The following is a 19,208-nucleotide window of genomic DNA, read 5'->3' on the forward strand; positions in this document are numbered from 1 at the left end:
ACGAGGGACGTAACGTTGTATTTGCAAGAACTATTACTAAATAATGTCATCATAGCATATGCTAAATGCTCTTCAAACCACGCACAGGCACATCCAAATGATAAACATAATGCTTGATAATCTGCTCTGCTTGTTCACTGGTTAGGGGTTTACTAATCGCCCCTTCCATAAAATAATGCCGGCAATCGTATTTAACCACATCAGCCTCATAACCGGTTAAGGCAATAATTGGCACGTGAAATTTCGTGTCTTTTTCTTTTTGTCTTAATTGCTTCGCTACTATATAGCCTGAGGAGTCCTCCAAGCCAATATCCATCAAGACTAAGTCATATTTGCCAGGCTGAAATAACTTAAGGGCGTTATCTGCCGTTTCAGCAATATCCACATGGCAATTTAAGGAAGTAAGCAAGGCTTTTTCAACATTTTGGGCAATGACATTATCCTCAACCATTAGTACTGTCGGTAAGTGCCCTTCTTTTATCGCTGTTTGTGTCTCTTGCTCTGCATCTTCAACTACGGGTGTTGAGGCGGCAAGTTCTTTGCTCATACTTACATCCGTTAAGATTACGACTAAACCTATAATCTCTTTTTGCAGATCAAAGATTGGCACCCGCGACGAATGAAAATAAAATACTTTACCATTTTGGTTCTGAATGGGCTCTTCTTCGATGTGATGTTGTGACTCCCCAGAAAAAAGCACCTTCATATCTTCTAATTTTAAAGCCTCGATCCGCGCTTCATCCCAATGGGCAAACTCAACCATTTTTTGATAAGGAGTGCCATCAAAGTCCTTTAGCTTCTTCAAACCCAATAAATCGCGAAAATTACTATTGCAGCCCTTCAAATTACATTCCATATCAACCCAATAAACAATATTAGGCATTGCGTTGATAATTTCCATGTAATAATGGTTAATGGCCTCAATTTCATCTTGTCTGTAAACATTTTTGCCGTGGGGGGACATGCAATAGCTCCGCTTATTGTGTTTGCATGTAAAGTATAGTACAGATTAACTAGTTCAAATTAAAAATGAAGGAGTTAATTAATAATATAAAGAAGAGGTAGCAAACTACCTCTTGGAGAATAAGTGATTACTCACCAGCACAGCCTTTGCAGCCTTTGCAACCAGCCTCGCCTTTACAGCCTTTGCAGCCTTTGCATCCATTGTCACCTGCACAACCTTTGCACGCTTTACAGCTAGCTGCTGGAGTAGCGGCTTCATCAGCATAAGCAACAGAAACTACAGGTGCAGCTAATACGGTTAACAGAGCAGCTACAGCCATTGTTGTTTTTTTCATAATATGACTTTCCCTTGGTGGTTAATGAGCATTTAAACTCACTCAAGATATTAGCAAAGAATTTATGAAGTTTCTTCTTATTTGTATAAAAATAAGTCCTTTATTGGTTGATTTCAATTCATCCTGGCTCAACAACAGACTGTAGTTTAAGAAACCTCACTTTTTGATGCACGTAACAAAAATCGATCCAGCATTTTTGTACTTAAGATCCGTTTTAAAAAAATTAACAAATGCGCAGGAAAAGTAACCGGATATTTTGCACGAGGATTCTTTGATTCAATTGCATGAATCAACTTATGAATGACAGCTTCCGGTGTTTTGGTAAAAAATGACTTAGAACCCGTTTGTTTATGCGCCGCAATAAGCTTGCTATATTGTGCATTAAAATAACTTTTTTCAGGATGAAGAGTCGTGAGTGTGCCTTCAACACAATTATCACGAAAACGGCTCTCAATAGGGCCTGGCTCAATCGTAATTACTTTGATTCCCGACGATTTAAGCTCCAACCTCAACGTATCACTTAAGCCCTCGACAGCATACTTCGAAGCATTGTATGCGCCGCGAAATGGAAGGCTAATAATGCCAAGAATCGAACTAATATTAATTATTCGTCCCTCTCCCTGTTGCCGCATTACCGGAATTGCCAGTGCGCTAAGCTCCAATAATCCAAAAACATTTGTCTCAAATTGCTGACGTAATGTCTCACGAGATACATCCTCCAATGCACCAACCTGACCATAACCGGCATTATTTATTAAAACATCGAGGCGACCGTCTGTTTTAACCAGTACTTCAGCAAAGGCGGTTTTGATTGACTCCGAGTCATTTACATCTAAAAGAACGGTATCTAATCCTAAAGCGATAAGGTGTTGCTGATCTTCCTTCTTTCTACACGAAGCAATTACTTGATATCCTTTTTTCTGTAACGCTTGTGCCGCATCTAAGCCAATGCCACTAGAGCAACCTGTAATTAATATTGTTTTTTTATTCATAATTAAAATCGCCTGTGAAAAAATTAATCATTTAATTTTATAGTCTATAATTCTCATAGAATAACAAAAAAGGACCTCTATCATGGAACGAGCAAAAACTAAAAACAGTAGTGCATTATCAATACTTCTTTTTTCTTTTGTACTCATAATTGGCGGAGGACTATACAACACTGCTAAAGCTGAAACCTTGCCAGCATCTCCCTTAGCTGGCCAACAACTTGCCTATTTTGTAGGCTATCATACTAATGCTCCTGTCTACATCGGGCCTCGTGTTCATCATCACCGAAGCGTTCGCTGGACAGGCTGGAGATATGTGGGTCGTGGTTGCCGTCAAAATTGCTTAGTAGATCGTTGGAGTGGTCGTGTTATACGATGCAATCGTGTTTGCCGTAGATAATAGTTAACGAGTATTCGGTCCCGCCTAGGCTGGGGCTGTAAGCGCACTTAGTTCGAGTTACTCCAATGCTGGGCTTTTCAGCCCAGCCTACATCCAGGCACTATTCTTAAGCAAAATAATCAATTACTCCCTGGGGCTTAGTCTTATTTTTTACCGGCGTAAACAGCGCCTCTTCTTCTGCCTCACCTAAATAAACAACCTCTTCTTGAGAGGAACCTTCATGTTGTTTCGCAAATTGACGAGCACCTTCATCTGAATTTACATTAAACTCAGATAAATTAAGTCCTTGCTCTGCCATCATGGTATGCAACCGAGAAACCGACTGATCAATCATTTCACGAACTTGTTGACTATGACTGATGATGCTTACTGATGCGGAATCATTAATCATTTTAATACTTATCTCAATAGGTCCTAATTCTTCAGGGTGTATTTTAATGGTTGCATTTTTAATCCCTTGCTGCCCTAACCACATGACTTGTTCAGAAAATTGCTTTGACCACTGCGGATCGTCTATATCCATGGGAATAGAAAGAGTATTTTGCATGGAGCTGCGCTCTGCCTGTTTTGCGCTAAGTACTGAATTATCTCCCCCGCTATTAACCACATGATTCGCTAAGGGACGCTCTACAATTCCGGGATGCTCTAACGAATTGGCCTCAGGTTGAGATACCGTAAACTCCGAAATTTGTTCGACCTTGGCGCGAGGTATATTTTCAGCCTCAAGATCAGACGAGTGAAAATATTCAATATCTTCGTCTTTAGACGATAAATCATGTTGGCTTTTAGAGTTTGCCAGGGTCACCAGCGATGCATTTTTGTTGGACAACATGCCACGAGCGCCTGAAAGCTGGCTATCCCCAACTAAGACACCACCTACCTCATCTTGCTCATTTATCTCAAAGTTTTGCAAACTTATGTCATCACTCTCAACCTGAGTTAATCTTGACTCAGAATTCAACTGGCTCAATTGCAAGTGCGTCTTAGTTTCCGTTTCTATCTGGCTATTATCATGTAAATCCAAGGCAAATAAAGTAGGGGAAGTTTCTATAGAAGGTTGCTCGTCTATAAATGCCTGTGTTCCGACACTAAGCGTCTCAGAAAATTCGGTAGCCGGCATTGGTTGTGCTTCTGCAGTAATAGTGCTGGAATTGCGCTCTGATTGATAGTATTCAGAATTTATCCAGGTTATGGCAACATTTTCTTCTAAATTAGTACGATTCAATGCCTCAGGATTAAGGCCTTTATCGCTATTTGTGGCTGCTGTGCTTGTTGCAGTCTCTGACTTAATAAAATTTATCGAATTAGACTTTGTTGACTCTTTGGGAGTTTCCTCTGCAAACTCAGGTGAAATCTGTGCTAATAAAAATAAGAATGTATTAGGATCTATTGAGTTATCATCGTCTTGTGACTCTTCTTGAACTGCAATTATCTGTTCCGGTTCAATATTCTCTTGGCTATTAAGCATAAATAATGAACTTAAAGCTATATTATTTAAATCCAGCATCCAACACTCCTTTGTTACTACCTATCCCGTAGCACTATCCTTGTTCACTGCAAACAAACTGCAAAGACAATTAAGACCATGTTAATAAATATTACTTGAGCGTAAAACTTTGTAAAGAGATCTATTCGCTTTCAGCTAGAGATGATACTCTTTTTTTATCAAAAAGATAGGAGGAATTACGGATGGCTTATTCTTTATTTAATCATATTCCGACTCGCAAACAGGTGGAGCTGAAAATCAGCGAAGCAAAACAGCTTCTCATAAAGAACTCCATTGACGATAATGAAGTCTTTTTCTTAATGCTGGACCAAAGAATTAGTGATTTTACCACCGCGCTCGATTCCAAAAGCTTATCCCAATCCGATAAAACTGACGTTTTATTACAGTACAACCGATTTGCCAAAACGCTTTACAATTGTTTCAATCATCCGACTAAAGCACAAGCCCATATAGAGAGTTATTTTAAGCAAATTTATTATCCTGTTGGAGTTGATCAATACTATGAACCGGGGCCTGTTAAATATTATGGTTCTATAGCGGGTACAACGCTGGGTGCCGCACTGATTCTGGCCTCAATGGCAGCTTTTGCATTTAGCCCATTAACCGCAGCAGTCCTGCTCCCCATAGGTATTACTATTTTAACACCCAGTCTGTTTGCTTTATGCGTGCCTGAAATGCTTGACCCGACCCAGAAAAAAATCGAAGAACGTCTGATTTTTGACACTGGGGTAAGTATTTTACAAAATCAACCCAATGTGGAAAACGATCCGTTAATCTATCCAGAGCGCCAGAGCGTCTCGGTATAAAAAAAGCACACCTTGAGTTACAGAAAAACTGTAGCTCAAACAAAACCTCGCTCCTGGTTTTTAAAGTCCTACATTTTCTTTGTTTTCATGATGTCGTCACATGAAAAATTCTAAAATTTAAGCTATGATTCAACTTTTAATTCCAGGAGTTTTTTTTATGAAAGTTGGCCACGACAGTCTATCCACGAAGTGTCAATTGCATGTAGATGGAAAAACCTATAACTACTACAGCTTAAAAGAAGCTGAAAATAAAAATTTAAAAGGGGTTAGCCGCCTTCCCTACTCTCTTAAAGTACTTCTTGAAAACCTGTTACGTTTTGAAGATAACAACACCGTAACAACCAAAGACATTGAGGCGATTGCTGCATGGTTAGATAAAAAAACTTCTCAACATGAAATTGCATTCCGACCAGCTCGTGTATTGATGCAAGACTTTACTGGAGTGCCAGCTGTTGTTGACTTAGCTGCTATGCGTGCAGCAATTGTGAAAATGGGTGGTAATCCCGATAAGATTTCTCCATTATCTCCTGTTGATTTGGTAATTGACCACTCTGTTATGGTTGATAAATTTGGTACTAGCGATTCATTAACCATTAATACTGAAATTGAAATGGAACGTAACAACGAACGCTATGAGTTTTTACGTTGGGGCCAAAAAGCATTTAATAATTTCCAAGTTGTTCCTCCTGGAACCGGTATTTGCCATCAAGTAAACCTTGAGTATTTAGGTAAAACTGTATGGAGCAGCACTGACGAAGGCGAATTATACGCTTATCCTGATACCTTGGTGGGTACCGACTCGCATACAACAATGATCAATGGCTTAGGCGTTTTAGGATGGGGTGTTGGTGGTATTGAAGCAGAAGCTGCTATGTTAGGCCAGCCTGTATCCATGTTGATTCCTGAAGTTATTGGCTTCAAATTATACGGTAAGATGCATGAGGGCATCACAGCAACCGACCTAGTACTCACCGTAACTCAAATGTTGAGAAAGAAAGGTGTTGTGGGCAAGTTTGTTGAGTTCTATGGCCCAGGTTTAAGTGATTTACCCCTTGCAGACCGTGCAACAATTTCCAACATGGCTCCAGAATATGGCGCTACTTGTGGATTCTTCCCTGTAGATAAAGAAACCATTCGTTACCTGGAATTAACTGGTCGTGACGCCCATACTATCGCTTTAGTTGAAGCCTATGCAAAAGCTCAAGGCATGTGGTATGACAAAGACAGTGAAGATCCCGTATTTACGGACACCTTAGAATTGGATTTGGGCTCGATTGAACCGTCTTTAGCTGGTCCAAAACGTCCACAGGATAAAGTAAACTTACATACATTGCCGGTTGAGTTCGCTGCTTTCTTAAAAGAAGCAGGTAAAGAGCAAGAGAAAGACCAGGCTTTCCCAGTAAAAGGCCATGATTTTGAAATGAAGCACGGTAATGTAGTTATTGCTGCTATTACCAGTTGTACTAACACGTCAAACCCAAGCGTACTTATGGCTGCAGGTCTTGTTGCTAAAAAAGCGGTTGAAAAAGGCTTACAACGCAAACCTTGGGTTAAATCATCATTAGCCCCTGGCTCCAAAGTGGTTACCGATTACCTCAAGCACGCGGGTTTGCAATCCTACCTGGATCAATTAGGCTTTAACTTGGTAGGTTATGGATGTACAACTTGTATTGGTAACTCAGGACCTCTTCCTGATGCAATTTCCCATTCCATTAGTGATAATGATTTGGTTGTTGCCTCAGTATTATCTGGAAACCGTAACTTTGAGGGTCGTGTGCATCCGCAAGTAAGAACAAACTGGTTAGCTTCACCCCCATTAGTTGTTGCTTATGCACTTTGTGGAACTACCTGCATTGACTTAAGCAAAGAACCAATTGGCAAAGACAATAATGGAAATGACGTATTTCTTAAAGACATTTGGCCAACCAATGAAGAAATTGCATCTGAAGTTGCTAAGGTTACTGGCGGTATGTTCCGTAAAGAATATGCCGAAGTATTCAAAGGTGATGAGCACTGGCAAGCAATCAAGACCAGTACTGGAAAAACCTACGAATGGAATGCGGATTCAACATACATTCAACATCCACCATTCTTTGAGAATTTAAAAGCGACTCCAGATCCTATTAAGCCAATTAAACAAGCTTATGTATTGGCCCTTTTTGGTGATTCCATTACTACTGACCATATTTCTCCTGCGGGCTCAATTAAAGCCAACTCACCTGCTGGCCTATACCTAAAGTCTAAAGGTGTGAGCGAGAAAGAGTTCAACTCTTATGGTTCACGTCGTGGTAACCATGAAGTAATGATGCGTGGAACTTTTGCGAACATTCGTATTCGTAATGAAATGACCCCAGGTCAAGAAGGCGGTATCACTCGCTATATTCCTACTGGTGAGGTAATGCCAATCTATGATGCTGCGATGCTTTATCAAAAAGATCATCACGACTTAGTTGTCATTGCAGGAAAAGAATACGGTACCGGTTCATCAAGAGACTGGGCTGCAAAAGGCACAAACTTGCTTGGTGTTAAAGCAGTAATTACCGAAAGCTTCGAGCGTATTCACCGTTCTAACTTAATTGGTATGGGTGTATTACCATTACAGTTTACTCAAGATATGACGCGTAAAACTCTTGAGTTGACTGGTGATGAGCGCATCAGTATTGATGTTTCTGAGTCATTAGCCCCTGGCGCTATGGTCAATGTGACAATAGAACGTGCTAATGGTAAGAGCGAACAAATTCAAGCACTGTGCCGTATTGATACTGCTGACGAATTGGAATACTACAAAAATGGTGGAATTCTGCAGTATGTATTAAGAAACATCGCTTAAGGGAAACCTGACAAGCAACGAATGGTGCTTACCTTAAGATATTATGTGGCCTGGAGCTCGTATTAGCGCAAGCATAATACGGCTCCAAGCCTTATTCATACATAGCTCCCCGTATTACGCGCTAATATGAGTTACAGCTTGTGTGCAAGCTGCAGTTTTCTCTAAGTAAGTGTCCATATTGCTTGCAATCAGGTTACATATATTTGGATTGGGTATCGCCATAAATCCGAAGGTATTTTTCAATGTATGTCTATGTTTTTCTCCCCTGGTTATTGTCTTAGCTACCCCCCACTGCTATACTGCGCGACTGCTTATTTACTATAAATTCAGATAGGTGCGTGGAGAAATTTTGCTTTCTTAATCCTTAATTAGGATAGCTTTTGTACCCAAGTAACCTAATGATTTGTTTGTATGGATTAATCATGAGTCAACCAAAAAAGGTTTTGAGCGTTTTTTCCTTGGTAATGATTAACGTAATCGCTGTTGATAGCTTGCGTACCTTACCAATTAGCGCCAAACTAGGTTTATCACTAGTTTCTTACTATGTGATTGCTGCATTTGCCTTTTTTATTCCTGTTGCTCTTGTTGCTGCGGAACTAGCCACCGCTTATCCTAATACAGGCGGGTTGTACGTTTGGGTTAGAGAAGCATTTGGTAAACGCGCTGGATTTATTACTATTTGGTTGCAATGGATTTATAACGTGGTTTGGTATCCCACCATACTTGCTTTTATTGCCGCTACCTTGTCTTATTTAATTGCTCCTGAACTTGCAAACAATAAATTTTACTTATTAGGCACCGTTGTGGGACTCTTTTGGCTGTTTACCTTCTTAAACTGTTTTGGCATGAAGGTATCTAGTATTGTAAGCATTATAGGAGCGACTATAGGCACGGTTCTTCCCATGCTTTTAATTATTGGTTTAGCCGTCTTATGGGCACTTGAAGGGAAGCCAATGGCAGTTGATTATCCCTCATCATGGTTCCCAAATTTTGAGTCCTTAGGAAATCTTTCTTTATTTGCTGCCGTTTTATTTGGCTTAATCGGTATGGAAATGTCTGCAGTGCATGCCGAAGAAGTAAAAAACCCTCAGCGCGACTACCCTAGAGCCTTGCTATACTCTACTATTTTAATCATTTCTACTCTCTCATTAGGCTCACTGGCTATTGTGGTTGTGGTTCCTAATGACAACCTAAGCGTTGTGTCAGGCCTGATCGATGCCTATGCTGTTTTCTTTAAATCCTACCATATGCCCTGGATGACTTCGGTAATTGCCATACTAATCATTCTTGGTGGTTTAAGTGGAGTTTCCGCGTGGATTATCGGCCCTACCAAAGGTCTGCTTGTTTCTGCTCGTGATGGTTCTTTACCAGCACGATTTGCCCGCACCAATAAATATGGAGCGCCAACCACCATTCTATTCACCCAAGCAATCATCGTTACCATTTTAAGTACCGTTTTTATTTTATTAAACTCAATCAATGCAGCCTACTGGATGCTGAGTGATTTAAGTGCACAAATGGCCTTATTGGTTTATGTAATTATGTTTGCTGCAGCGATTAGGCTTAGATACTCAAGACCGGATCAACCAGGAGCGTATAAAATACCTGGTGGAAATAAAATGATGTGGTTTATCTCTGGATTGGGTATTGTCTGCTGTCTCAGCGCCATGTTAGTAGGCTTTGCGCCCCCATCGCAAATTCCTATCGGAGATGTATTCCTATTTGAATCATTTCTGGTAGGAGGTTTGATTTTATTTGTTTTGCTTCCGTGGTTTTTTGCTAAAAAGCATTGAGAATAATATTTCTTATCCTTCTGCACAGTATTGATCTACACTCCTACGCCACGGGGGCGTAGGAGGAGATATGGCCAGGCAGTCCTTATAGGATCTTTTTAGGCTATATGCCAAGATTAAGATTACTATGCTCCTGTGGCGCTTCAGTAGGAACTTTAATATCTTGCAGGCGTTGCTTGAACGAAGACATCATCGTTTCTTCCTGTGTTGGCCCTGTAAAGAAGGAAACAAACTTTTTAATCAATTTAACAAACGGATTATCTGAGTTTTTATGTAACACTTCTTGGCATCTATCACTTAAACCATAACTTTTGACATCAGCCAAACGCTCTGAAGGTTCTTTGGAACTTTCCTGTAACATTAACTGCATTTTAGAGATTTCCGCTAGTTTTTCCTTCTTAATTGATGCTGATGTTTCTTTATTTGTAGCATAAGTTTTCATCTCATTAAGACTATCGTGTACTTTAATGATCGCATCATAGTGTGGAACGTGTACTAAAAAGGCTTGTACTTCTGCATTACGTCTTTGCAAATTCTGCATCCGTTCACGTTCAGGGATATTGGTTGTATCCGCGAGAATACTTTGGTATTTCTTCAATTGATTGATTTTTTCTTCTCGTCCGGGATTACCTGGATTTGCTTGATTAATACGCTCCTCTTCCTCAATCGCCTGACTTATTACTTTTAATGACTGATTAAGTAAAGTACATAGATTTTTTACACTTTCATTTTTATTACACACACTAGCCCAATGAGCTTTAGAGGTTTCTGCAATTTGAGCTTCGGTTTTATCATCTACCGGTAAATCCGCAATTATTTGAGACTTTTTAGACATAAAGTCAGGGGTTACCTGTTGGATAAACGCAGTAGTATATGGGCCTAACTCTCCTTGCATTTGATTCGCCAGAGTAACGTTTAAATGATTATCAAAAAGCTGCCCTTTATAGGCATCGCCAACCAAATAATGATTGGCGCTTCTTAATACATTTTGCTCTGATGAGGCGCTTAATTTATCTAGCGCCGTGTTTAAACGCTCAGCGGGTTCTATAGAATCATCCGCTAAACCTTCTTGAACAGAAGAAATTGCTTTTAGTCGCTTCTCTTTTTCCTGCAGAGGCATTGACTCCAACACCATCTTCTCTTTCAACTCATTCAGTACATCGTAAATATTAATAATCGGATCATAATTTACTGCTTGCGCTAAAGCCTCTTCTGCATGAGCATTAATTTGATTAATAAAACTGACTTTATCTGCTTGTCTACTTAAATCTAAATTCGTTAGCTGCTCCTTTACCTGCATTAAAATAGCCAATTTTGCTGTTCGACAAGGGTTAGTATCGGTAAATGCTTTTTCTTCCTCAATCAATTTATTGATTTTATTTAATGTCTTATTTAATTTAGAAAAAGACTCTTGTAATTCCATACTTCGTTCCAGCACAAGTGGCACAATAGTGCCTACTGAGGAAGCTATCTTCTCGCCCATATTTTTATCGAAATCAATCTTACTAAGCGCTACTATTTTTGCTTGCTTATAATCAGATTGTATTTCTTTAAGAAATGTCTCAGCATAAAAACCAAGAGATTCCCCTGCTGATTTTGTAACGGCTTCCTGAACCTGTTGCTCAAACAATATCGCTTTGAATGGTTCTTTTTGCTCTCTGATAATTATTTCAGAAACACTATCAATTCGTTGGTTAATTACAGCTTCCATATCCTGGTTAATATCAATTCCCTCAAGTATTTCGTCTTTTTTCTTGGCAATTTCAGGTAAAATATGCTTGAAAAAGGCTTCTGCCTGAGAACCATATTGAGCTTCTAATGCACTTTTTAAATTGGCATTTACATAATTACTAAAGAGCTTCTCTTTAAATGCTGCAATTTTTTCAGGGCCTATAACTTCTTGTTGTTCCTTAATCATATCCTTAAGATGACTAATGCGCTCATCACATAACTTTATTTTTAATGCTTTTGCGTCCTCAAGCCCTTTAATTAATTCCTTCAATTTAGGAGCTGCGGCAACGATTTGTTTCCCCTGTGTTTTAAAATCCTCAGGCTCCTGTAATTCTCTCAAATAGTAGTTAAAATCATACGCATAATCTATCTTGCTAAGATAAGGTTGAAGTTCTGCATAATATTCCAAAAACTTTCTTTGATCTTCTTCGGATTCAAAGTTAGATTCGATAACTAAAAGCTGGAATTTTTCAAACGTAGTGGTTGGTTTAAGTAGCTGATCTTGTACAGCAAGCACTTGTCCCAGTCGTTGCTGTAATTGCCATTCATTAGTAGCATTCTCAATAAAATCTGCTGTGAATTGCGGATCAATTGCAACCAATAAATGTTGTATTGAATCATAAGCAACTTCTGCTTTTCCCTTGAGCCATGGAAAATCACTGGTAAATGCAGAGCTTGGCTCTTCACATTCAGCTTTAATATACGCCAAAGTATCAAAAGCTTCGCATCCGTTGGCAAATACGTCATAATTAGCACTTATGAGTGTTCCTCGCGCATCATTCGCCAGGTTCGTGGCTTCGATATCATTTTTGCGTTTTTCCTCTCTGGCCAACCGTTTTTGTGTATCAGAAAGATCAAGGAGTAATATCAATCCGTCTTGGTCTTTTTCAAACTCAGTAGACACATTCACAATAAGCGACTCATAAAACCTATCAAAGCGCTCCTTAACAGTATCCGAGTAAGTTCCAGGTCTTAAGCCTAAATGGAACTCGGCACTATCCGCAGCTTCCATGAAGATAGCGCCAAATTCAGAGCGGATTTCTTTCAAACGTGCAATCGCTAAATCATGACTTAAAGCACCAATTTCTGAAAGCTGCATTTGGAGTTTGGCAATAGTATTTAATACTTTCTTTGCTGAGCCTGGACCAAATGACAAACCATCTAAACCATCAACAAAACCTTTAATTTGCTTATTTATCTGCTCCTCTGAAGCTAAAGAAGCTTCCTCTACACCTTTTAAGCGATTAAGGGCTACTGGCAATTGATATAATTTTTCGGCAATTAACTGCACGTAGTATGAGTTTGGTACAGGAGCCTGCACAGGATTAACCGCAGGAGCCTGTTCAACCTCTTGCACAACTTCCGTAGTAGCAACTGTCTCAGATGGAGGCACTCTATCGGCTAAACCTCTTTCTACAATTTTTTGTTGGTCTTTCCAGGCCTGTACCACATCAATTTGAGGACGCTCATTAGAGGCAGTCAAATATTTTTCACTTTTCTCCATAGGCTCTTTTACGTAATCACCCAGGAGAGGAATATTTTTTATAGGCTCAAGTAAATCTAGCCCTTCTTGAAGGATTGCCTTGAGGCCAGGGTTTCCTGCAGCTTCAAGCAAGTGGAACTTACTGCTATTAATATTTTGCAGTAAGGCGCTAAAAGCTCCCCACAAATGCCAAGCACGTTTGAGTGTGCCAGTAGAGTCAGCCGTTTTATTTAATGCCTCCAGCTCTTTCAAACCCACTCGCATATAATGCAATGAGTTGATTAACTGTTTGTACATTACCACTTCTTCACTATCTTTATAAATCGTATAAGGCAAATGTTTTGGATCCAAATCAAGTTCATCCGTGCCTTCTTTTTTAGGTAACAGCTTCCATACCTCAGGTGATAAATTCTCTTTAAGGTAATTTTGGAATTTAACCTGCAAAAAATTATCCACAGATTGGGAAAGCTTTAATTCACTAAGCATTCCAAACAATGTTCTCTTACCTACTTCCTCACCTTTCGTTGTCAGCGGTTCGGCGGTAACTTCTTTCTCTTTTTGTGCTTGCTCTTTTTCAAGATAAGCTTTTCTATCTTGTTTGGCATTTGTTTCTAACGTTTTTAACTTGTCATCAATCAAGTTAGCTTGTGCGAGCACATGAGCTAGACGCAAAGGAGGATTTTTAGGATCCTGCGCCGTTGGCGAATTTAAAATAGCCACTAAATGGTTATTAAGTTGCTCATATGAAGAGCCCATTGCAACCAATTGAGGTTGAAACTTTTTATATTGAACACGCAAAAACTCCTTATCTTGTTCAGTTAAGGACTTATATAAGGGCTCATCATTTACAGAAATTCTTGGTGGCACACCTTGCTGCGCGTATTTGTTTAGATAATCGAAGAATTGTTTTGCGCCTTCACGAGCATGCTCTAATTGAGTAACATGATTAGCAGCGATAATAACTCTTTGATGATAATATTCGGCTGGGTTTCCATCTACAAAGCCAAAAACATGAGGCACATAAGGCTGCACCGTTGCGCTTAACTCTGTTTTCTGCTTATTAGCCTTATAAGCAACTTCTTCAGCATGACTCATTGTATTGTCAATAAGTTTGGCTTTAAAACCTGCCTGCGCTTTACTCTGCTCAATATGCTCCATTACATTATCTTTGCAGGCTAATACTTTAGAAAAATGATTAGAGCCATACAATTGCTTGTATTCAGAGCTCCATAATCTGGAGACAATATTAGTTCCAACGGGCAAGGTTAGCGCATCCACTATAAGTTTATCAATATCAGGGTGCATGGCTGCAAAATGGGATTGGAACTGTTTGTAATCAGCTAAAAGGGCCTCTCGCTCTGATTGAGAGACATTAGCTAAACTCCATTTGCATAGGGCTTGATTGATGCTGCTATACGCATTAAGTCGGTCAAAGAAACGCGTTGCGGCATTTTTGGCGGTATTATCTTGCTCCTCATACCGTGCTTCGTTCAATCGGGTAACTTGATTCGCTTTTCGCTTCTCAACAAAGCGTTCATCCATCATAACTGTTAAGCCCTCAATTGGCTTTATTTTTTCCCCTACATCCAATTGAGTCTTATCCCCGGCCAAATAACGCACTATGGTTCCCAAAGTTGAGTCCATGTATTCAGTGGCCGTATCTAATACCCCCGCTGCTTTTGCAATGGCTTCAACTTGTGTCGCTAATTGAGTGTAATATGTATTCATTTGCTGTAAAACCGGATCCGTTAAGGTTCCTGGTTTTAAGCTCATTCCTTCCTCAATCTTTTCCAGCTCAGCAAGTAACTGAGGCAATAAATCATGTTTAATTTCATTAAGCTTATCAGCAGCATCCAAATAAGCTTGTTTTGTTAAAGGAGCAGCTGTATTTACCAGATCTGCACTATGAGCGACTAACTTGCGTATGATCCCGATATAACTAGGTAGTCCCAAGAGACCGCCTTTAGTACTTAATTTTTCAAAATACTCTTTGGTTTCATTAGCTTTTTGGATCATGGCCTGTTGGTAGGCTTCAGGACTGGTAATGGACTTATTAGCAATGCCTGAGGCACCTGTTGCCACAAGCTTTTGCAATGCTTCGAAGCGGCGAGGAAGCTCAAAAATAAACGTACTTAAATTTTCCAGGCTTTGCTCTTTAGTCTGCTTAGCATGAGGAAACTGTTGTATTACACCTGCAATAAGTGCTCCGGCACTTTCTTCAGGTTTTGATGGGGTAAATTGTTCTAAAGCATTAGCAGCTAAAGCCATTTTTGGCATCAGCTCTTTAATATGTGGTGCAACGATCTCTTGGATATCAGAATTACTGTGGTTAATTAGTTCTAAAGCAGCTGCTATTTCATGAACTGCATTATATCCCGCTTTAGCTAAATCTTTATAAATACCTATTTTGTATCTATTTCGTTTAATATCAAGATTTTCAATTCGGGATAGTGCTTTTTCTACATTTTCCAATGCATTAAGCAATTTTTTAATCACCGCAACTTGAGAGGGGTCTGTAGATGAAATCTTAAAGGGAGCTTTTTCATCTTCTTTAATAAAATAAGTAGCTAGTTCAGGAGAAAAATACTCACCCTTGGTGATCGCGCTAAGAATATTTGTTCTTATATCCTTACAAGTCTTTGCAATCTTCAAATCTTCTTTAAACCGGATAATATATTTTTCGAGGTCTCGATGATTCATAATGCTACCTAAGAAATGAATAACTATAATATATAATAGTCGAAAAAGAGGACAATTTGACCTAGAGGGCTTAGAACTTAGCAGAATCTTAACAATTAAATCACCTTTAAGAAACCCAAATATTCAGTTTGTTTTATTTTAATACAGAAAAAGATGCTGAAAAAATCTTTCCAAACAAAACTAAGCCATTTCCTGCTGAGCACTCTTCCTTTATATCGCCCATAAAAATAATAAATATATGTCTTATTTTCTAAATTTAGGGTGACTCTCATTAGCAGCATCATCGTGACGATCATCATCTTTGCCAAAAAATGAGCTGATAAATCCAGTGATAAAACTTAAAGGACTACTTGATAATGTAGGTTCCACTTCTTTTTGCTGCTGTTGCTTTGCCAAACGAAACTGAAATAGCTTTAGTTGCTCTTTAAATTCTGTAAAGAGGACAACCTCGCTTATAGTCAATGGCTGCCCCTCCTCATCCCTATTGTTAGAGTGATGCAGATAATTGCTCAAAGAATCCCGATCGTACACTTTCCCCTTCGATGTAATCACCGGGTTTTTAATCAATTCATGACTTATCGGGCATAAAAATAAAAGCGGCCTTTCTGGAAGCACTTCTTGATTGACCACCTCTCTAACTCGCTGAATAAAAGCATCTTTCTCTTTTAGATAATTCTCTTTCTGTTGTTTAAACTCTTTAATAATCTCTAATAATTCAGAAAAGTCCTTAAGATTCTTTGTCTTCAATTCAGTACGCGTTTGCGGATCTTCCTGTTTTGTCTCTAAATGCTTAAGGATAAACTTCTTATCATAAACTTTTCCCTGTGGAGTAATAACTGGCTGTTCCATGAAATCACCACTAATAGGGCAAATAAGCATGGATGGTAACTCTTCAGGATGAGTAGCTTTAGCTTCTTGGGCTGCCTCTTGCAAATAGCGTGCTTTGTATGGCATTAGATCACTCTTAGGCCTAAAAGACATAATAACATACCTTATACTAAGCATTCACAGGTATGTGATATGCTGCTTTGTGACAATTAATTATCCGTTAAGTTTAATTTAAGTTTTATCTATTGTCTATTTTTTATCCTTATCCAACAAACAATTTATTGAATGTTTGGCAATCATGTATTCTTCATTTGTAGGAATAATACCAATATAAATAGCGCTATCAGACGAGCTTATTATCGAGTTATTGCTTAGATTCGCTTCCTCATCTAAATGCACCCCAAGCCAATGCAAGCGCTCACAAACCTTTTTTCTCACTACTGCTGAATTTTCACCAATCCCAGCAGTGAAAATAATCGCATCACATCCTTGCAATATGGGCAGTAAGCAGCCCACCTCCTGGGCCACCCGATAACAAAATAAATCAACCGCTTCGACCGCTCGTGGATCAGGATTAAGCTCTAAATCCTGGATATCTGAACTAATTCCAGAAACACCCAGTAAGCCTGACTTATAGTATAAAAGATCGCTAATCTCTTTTGCCGTATACATTTTTTCTTGCAATAAATACAACAGTACTCCAGGATCAATGGTTCCGCAACGAGATCCCATCATCAAGCCATCTAAGGCAGTAAATCCCATAGACGTCGCCTTACTTTTACCCTGAAACATCGCACAAAGGCTCGCTCCATTACCTAAGTGCGCCACAATGACTTTAGGACCGATATTTTTAGGTAATACCGATGCAATGTATTCATAAGAGATCCCATGAAAGCCATAACGAATAATCCCTTCTTCCGTCAATTCTCGTGGAATAGCAAATAAACTTGCCAATTTTTCTTGGGTACGATGGAAGCTCGTATCAAAACAAGCAATTTGGGGTAAGGTAGGATACAGCGTACTAACCGTCTTGATTGCTGTCACATTCAGAGGTTGATGCAACGGGGCTAACGGCGTTAATGAATCGATTTGCGCCGTGATTTTATCATCAATCAAACAGGGTTCATAAAAAATATTTCCTCCATGCACTATACGATGTCCCACTGCGCTTAAAACAAAACGATGAGGTAAACCGCTAAACCAATCAAATAAGTGCGCTAAGGAAGGTTCATATCCAGGAAATGATACATGCTCATTGACAATTTGCCCATGTTGCGGACTATAAGCAACAAATTGTGGCTTATCAAATATAGCCCCTATTTTCCCCTGATAAAGCATCTTTAAATCGGCGCAGGTAAACAAGGCAAATTTAATGCTGGAAGAACCTGCATTCAGAACCAAAATCGCCTTATCCATGTTATTTAACTCCATCCGCTCTTCTGCGAACATAGAGTAGTCCCATAATGCAGGATGCTTTACGTGATAATTCGTCACTTCCACGGCTTGTAAGGATTATCGGAACCCGTGCCCCCATGACGATTCCTGCTGCCTCAATTCCGGAAAGGTAAGTCATTTGTTTATACAACATATTTCCAGATTCAACATCGGGTACTACTAAAATATCGGCTTGTCCTGCAACGGGTGAATAAATTCCTTTCTCCCGTGCGGAATCCATAGAAATAGCATTATCAAATGCTAAAGGTCCATCCAGAACCCCTCCTTTAATCTGCCCCCGTTCAGCCATTTTACATAATGCAGTGGCATCCAAGGTGGAGGGAATTTTTTCATTAACTGTTTCTACCGCAGAAAGAATGGCAACATTCGGTACACCAAAACCTAAGGTGTTAAACAACTCAATTGCATTTTGTACAATGTCACATTTATCTTTTAAATTGGGGAATAAATTAATTGCTGCATCAGTTAAAAAGATTGGTTTGGGGTAATTAGGCACATCCATACAAAACACATGGCTCATACGTCGCGCCGTGCGTAAGCCACTGTCCTTACTCACAATAGGCAGCATCAACTCATCCGTATGCAGCTTGCCTTTCATAATAGCCTCTACTAAACCTTTTTGGGCCATTTGTACTGCTTTTTCTGCAGCTTCAGTGCTATGCATTGTCGGAACAATCTCATAGTCGGAAATATCTAAATTAGCCTCCTGTGCCGCATCTAAAATTTTTTGTTTAGGACCAATTAAAATGGGAGTAATGATACCTTCTTGAGCCGCAGCAACTGCCCCAGTTAACGAAAGAACATCCACAGGGTGAACTATTGCGGTAATTAGCGGCTTATATTGGTTCTTAACCGCCATTAAATTATGATACCAATGCGCCTTTTTTTCCTTAATTTCAACATCTGGTAAGATAACTCGCTCTCTTTTTATTTTTTCTGTAGGTGCAATAACTTTCGCATGACCGCTAATTACAGTTTTTCCATGTTGGTTTACACAAGTACAATCCAATATCACAATATTTTTGGCTGCCAGTTTATCAGTAACCGTCAAAATTACGCTGATACTATCACCAATCGCTACTGGCGATTCGAATTTCAAGGTTTGCTCTAAGTAGATAGTCCCAGGCCCTGGTAGCTCAGTCCCTAAAACAGTAGACAATAATGAGGCGCCCCACATACCATGGCCGATAATTTTATGGAACATGGCATTTTTAGCGTATTCAGCATCAACATGGGCAGGATTTACATCTCCGGATATCAAAGCAAAAAGCTCAATATCTTTTTGCGTTAATGTACGCTTTAAGGAAGCTGAATCCCCAATAGCAATCTCATCAAAAACTCTATTTTCAATGTAGCTCATCCTTCTCGTCCTTATAAAAGGGATTCAA

At 39.4% G+C, this 19,208-nt stretch carries 12 protein-coding genes; 4 read left to right on the forward strand and 8 right to left on the reverse strand.

The window, feature by feature from the left end; translation table 11 throughout:
- Positions 1 to 61: 61 nt before the first annotated feature.
- From BN3124_RS13095 to BN3124_RS13105, 3 genes are all read right to left on the reverse strand, one after another.
- Entirely contained in the window at positions 62 to 964 is a 903-nt protein-coding gene (locus tag BN3124_RS13095; RefSeq protein ID WP_058535228.1) for a response regulator, read from the reverse strand.
- A 127-nt stretch (positions 965 to 1,091) separates the two neighbouring features.
- On the reverse strand, positions 1,092 to 1,298 hold the full coding sequence (locus BN3124_RS17410) for a hypothetical protein (RefSeq protein ID WP_058535229.1): 207 nt from the start codon (positions 1,296 to 1,298) through the stop codon (positions 1,092 to 1,094).
- A gap of 146 nt (positions 1,299 to 1,444) precedes the next feature.
- Positions 1,445 to 2,290, reverse strand: a complete 846-nt coding sequence (locus BN3124_RS13105) for an SDR family NAD(P)-dependent oxidoreductase (protein WP_058535230.1) — start codon at positions 2,288 to 2,290, stop codon at positions 1,445 to 1,447.
- 82 nt (positions 2,291 to 2,372) lie between these two features.
- Here BN3124_RS13105 and BN3124_RS13110 point away from each other — a divergent pair, with 82 nt between their 5' ends.
- Positions 2,373 to 2,687, forward strand: coding sequence for a hypothetical protein (locus BN3124_RS13110; protein WP_058535231.1), 315 nt, complete (start codon positions 2,373 to 2,375; stop codon positions 2,685 to 2,687).
- Between the two features lie 106 nt (positions 2,688 to 2,793).
- Here BN3124_RS13110 and BN3124_RS13115 read toward each other — a convergent pair whose 3' ends face one another.
- Entirely contained in the window at positions 2,794 to 4,194 is a 1,401-nt protein-coding gene (locus tag BN3124_RS13115; RefSeq protein ID WP_058535232.1) for a flagellar hook-length control protein FliK, read from the reverse strand.
- Between the two features lie 182 nt (positions 4,195 to 4,376).
- Here BN3124_RS13115 and BN3124_RS13120 point away from each other — a divergent pair, with 182 nt between their 5' ends.
- The 3 genes from BN3124_RS13120 to BN3124_RS13130 all read left to right on the forward strand — a co-directional run bounded on the left by BN3124_RS13120 (position 4,377) and on the right by BN3124_RS13130 (position 9,623).
- Positions 4,377 to 5,000 (forward strand): lpg1689 family Dot/Icm T4SS effector, encoded by a 624-nt coding sequence (locus tag BN3124_RS13120; protein ID WP_058535233.1) that lies wholly within the window; start codon positions 4,377 to 4,379, stop codon positions 4,998 to 5,000.
- Between the two features lie 157 nt (positions 5,001 to 5,157).
- Positions 5,158 to 7,830, forward strand: coding sequence for an aconitate hydratase AcnA (acnA, locus tag BN3124_RS13125; protein ID WP_058535234.1), 2,673 nt, complete (start codon positions 5,158 to 5,160; stop codon positions 7,828 to 7,830).
- Between the two features lie 422 nt (positions 7,831 to 8,252).
- Positions 8,253 to 9,623 carry an amino acid permease gene (locus tag BN3124_RS13130; protein ID WP_058535235.1) on the forward strand — a complete coding sequence of 457 codons (1,371 nt, stop codon included), beginning with the start codon at positions 8,253 to 8,255 and terminating at the stop codon, positions 9,621 to 9,623.
- Positions 9,624 to 9,726: 103 nt separating this feature from the next.
- On the opposite strand, the gene BN3124_RS13135 is transcribed toward BN3124_RS13130, so the two are convergent.
- The 4 genes from BN3124_RS13135 to BN3124_RS13150 all read right to left on the reverse strand — a co-directional run bounded on the left by BN3124_RS13135 (position 9,727) and on the right by BN3124_RS13150 (position 19,180).
- Positions 9,727 to 15,537: a hypothetical protein gene (locus tag BN3124_RS13135; protein ID WP_058535236.1), complete on the reverse strand. Its 5,811-nt coding sequence runs from the start codon at positions 15,535 to 15,537 to the stop codon at positions 9,727 to 9,729.
- A gap of 243 nt (positions 15,538 to 15,780) precedes the next feature.
- Positions 15,781 to 16,491 (reverse strand): U-box domain-containing protein, encoded by a 711-nt coding sequence (locus BN3124_RS13140; RefSeq protein WP_058535237.1) that lies wholly within the window; start codon positions 16,489 to 16,491, stop codon positions 15,781 to 15,783.
- 123 nt (positions 16,492 to 16,614) lie between these two features.
- The gene (locus BN3124_RS13145) at positions 16,615 to 17,814 is read right to left on the reverse strand and encodes an acetate/propionate family kinase (RefSeq protein ID WP_230849142.1); all 1,200 of its coding nucleotides are present in this window, start codon (positions 17,812 to 17,814) and stop codon (positions 16,615 to 16,617) included.
- Entirely contained in the window at positions 17,783 to 19,180 is a 1,398-nt protein-coding gene (locus BN3124_RS13150) for a bifunctional enoyl-CoA hydratase/phosphate acetyltransferase (protein ID WP_058535238.1), read from the reverse strand. Before BN3124_RS13150 ends, BN3124_RS13145 begins: the two co-directional genes overlap by 32 nt.
- Positions 19,181 to 19,208: the final 28 nt, after the last annotated feature.

Source organism: Legionella saoudiensis, assembly GCF_001465875.1.
Classification (GTDB): Bacteria; Pseudomonadota; Gammaproteobacteria; order Legionellales; family Legionellaceae; genus Legionella; species Legionella saoudiensis.

What these genes read in the sequence shown, in the direction of transcription:
- BN3124_RS13095 (WP_058535228.1), bottom strand. Translation starts at nt 964, where the DNA reads ATGTCCCCCCACGGCAAAAATGTTTACAGACAAGATGAAATTGAGGCC.
- BN3124_RS17410 (WP_058535229.1), bottom strand. Translation starts at nt 1,298, where the DNA reads ATGAAAAAAACAACAATGGCTGTAGCTGCTCTGTTAACCGTATTAGCT.
- BN3124_RS13105 (WP_058535230.1), bottom strand. Translation starts at nt 2,290, where the DNA reads ATGAATAAAAAAACAATATTAATTACAGGTTGCTCTAGTGGCATTGGC.
- BN3124_RS13110 (WP_058535231.1), top strand. Translation starts at nt 2,373, where the DNA reads ATGGAACGAGCAAAAACTAAAAACAGTAGTGCATTATCAATACTTCTT.
- BN3124_RS13115 (WP_058535232.1), bottom strand. Translation starts at nt 4,194, where the DNA reads ATGCTGGATTTAAATAATATAGCTTTAAGTTCATTATTTATGCTTAAT.
- BN3124_RS13120 (WP_058535233.1), top strand. Translation starts at nt 4,377, where the DNA reads ATGGCTTATTCTTTATTTAATCATATTCCGACTCGCAAACAGGTGGAG.
- acnA (WP_058535234.1), top strand. Translation starts at nt 5,158, where the DNA reads ATGAAAGTTGGCCACGACAGTCTATCCACGAAGTGTCAATTGCATGTA.
- BN3124_RS13130 (WP_058535235.1), top strand. Translation starts at nt 8,253, where the DNA reads ATGAGTCAACCAAAAAAGGTTTTGAGCGTTTTTTCCTTGGTAATGATT.
- BN3124_RS13135 (WP_058535236.1), bottom strand. Translation starts at nt 15,537, where the DNA reads ATGAATCATCGAGACCTCGAAAAATATATTATCCGGTTTAAAGAAGAT.
- BN3124_RS13140 (WP_058535237.1), bottom strand. Translation starts at nt 16,491, where the DNA reads ATGCCATACAAAGCACGCTATTTGCAAGAGGCAGCCCAAGAAGCTAAA.
- BN3124_RS13145 (WP_230849142.1), bottom strand. Translation starts at nt 17,814, where the DNA reads ATGTTCGCAGAAGAGCGGATGGAGTTAAATAACATGGATAAGGCGATT.
- BN3124_RS13150 (WP_058535238.1), bottom strand. Translation starts at nt 19,180, where the DNA reads ATGAGCTACATTGAAAATAGAGTTTTTGATGAGATTGCTATTGGGGAT.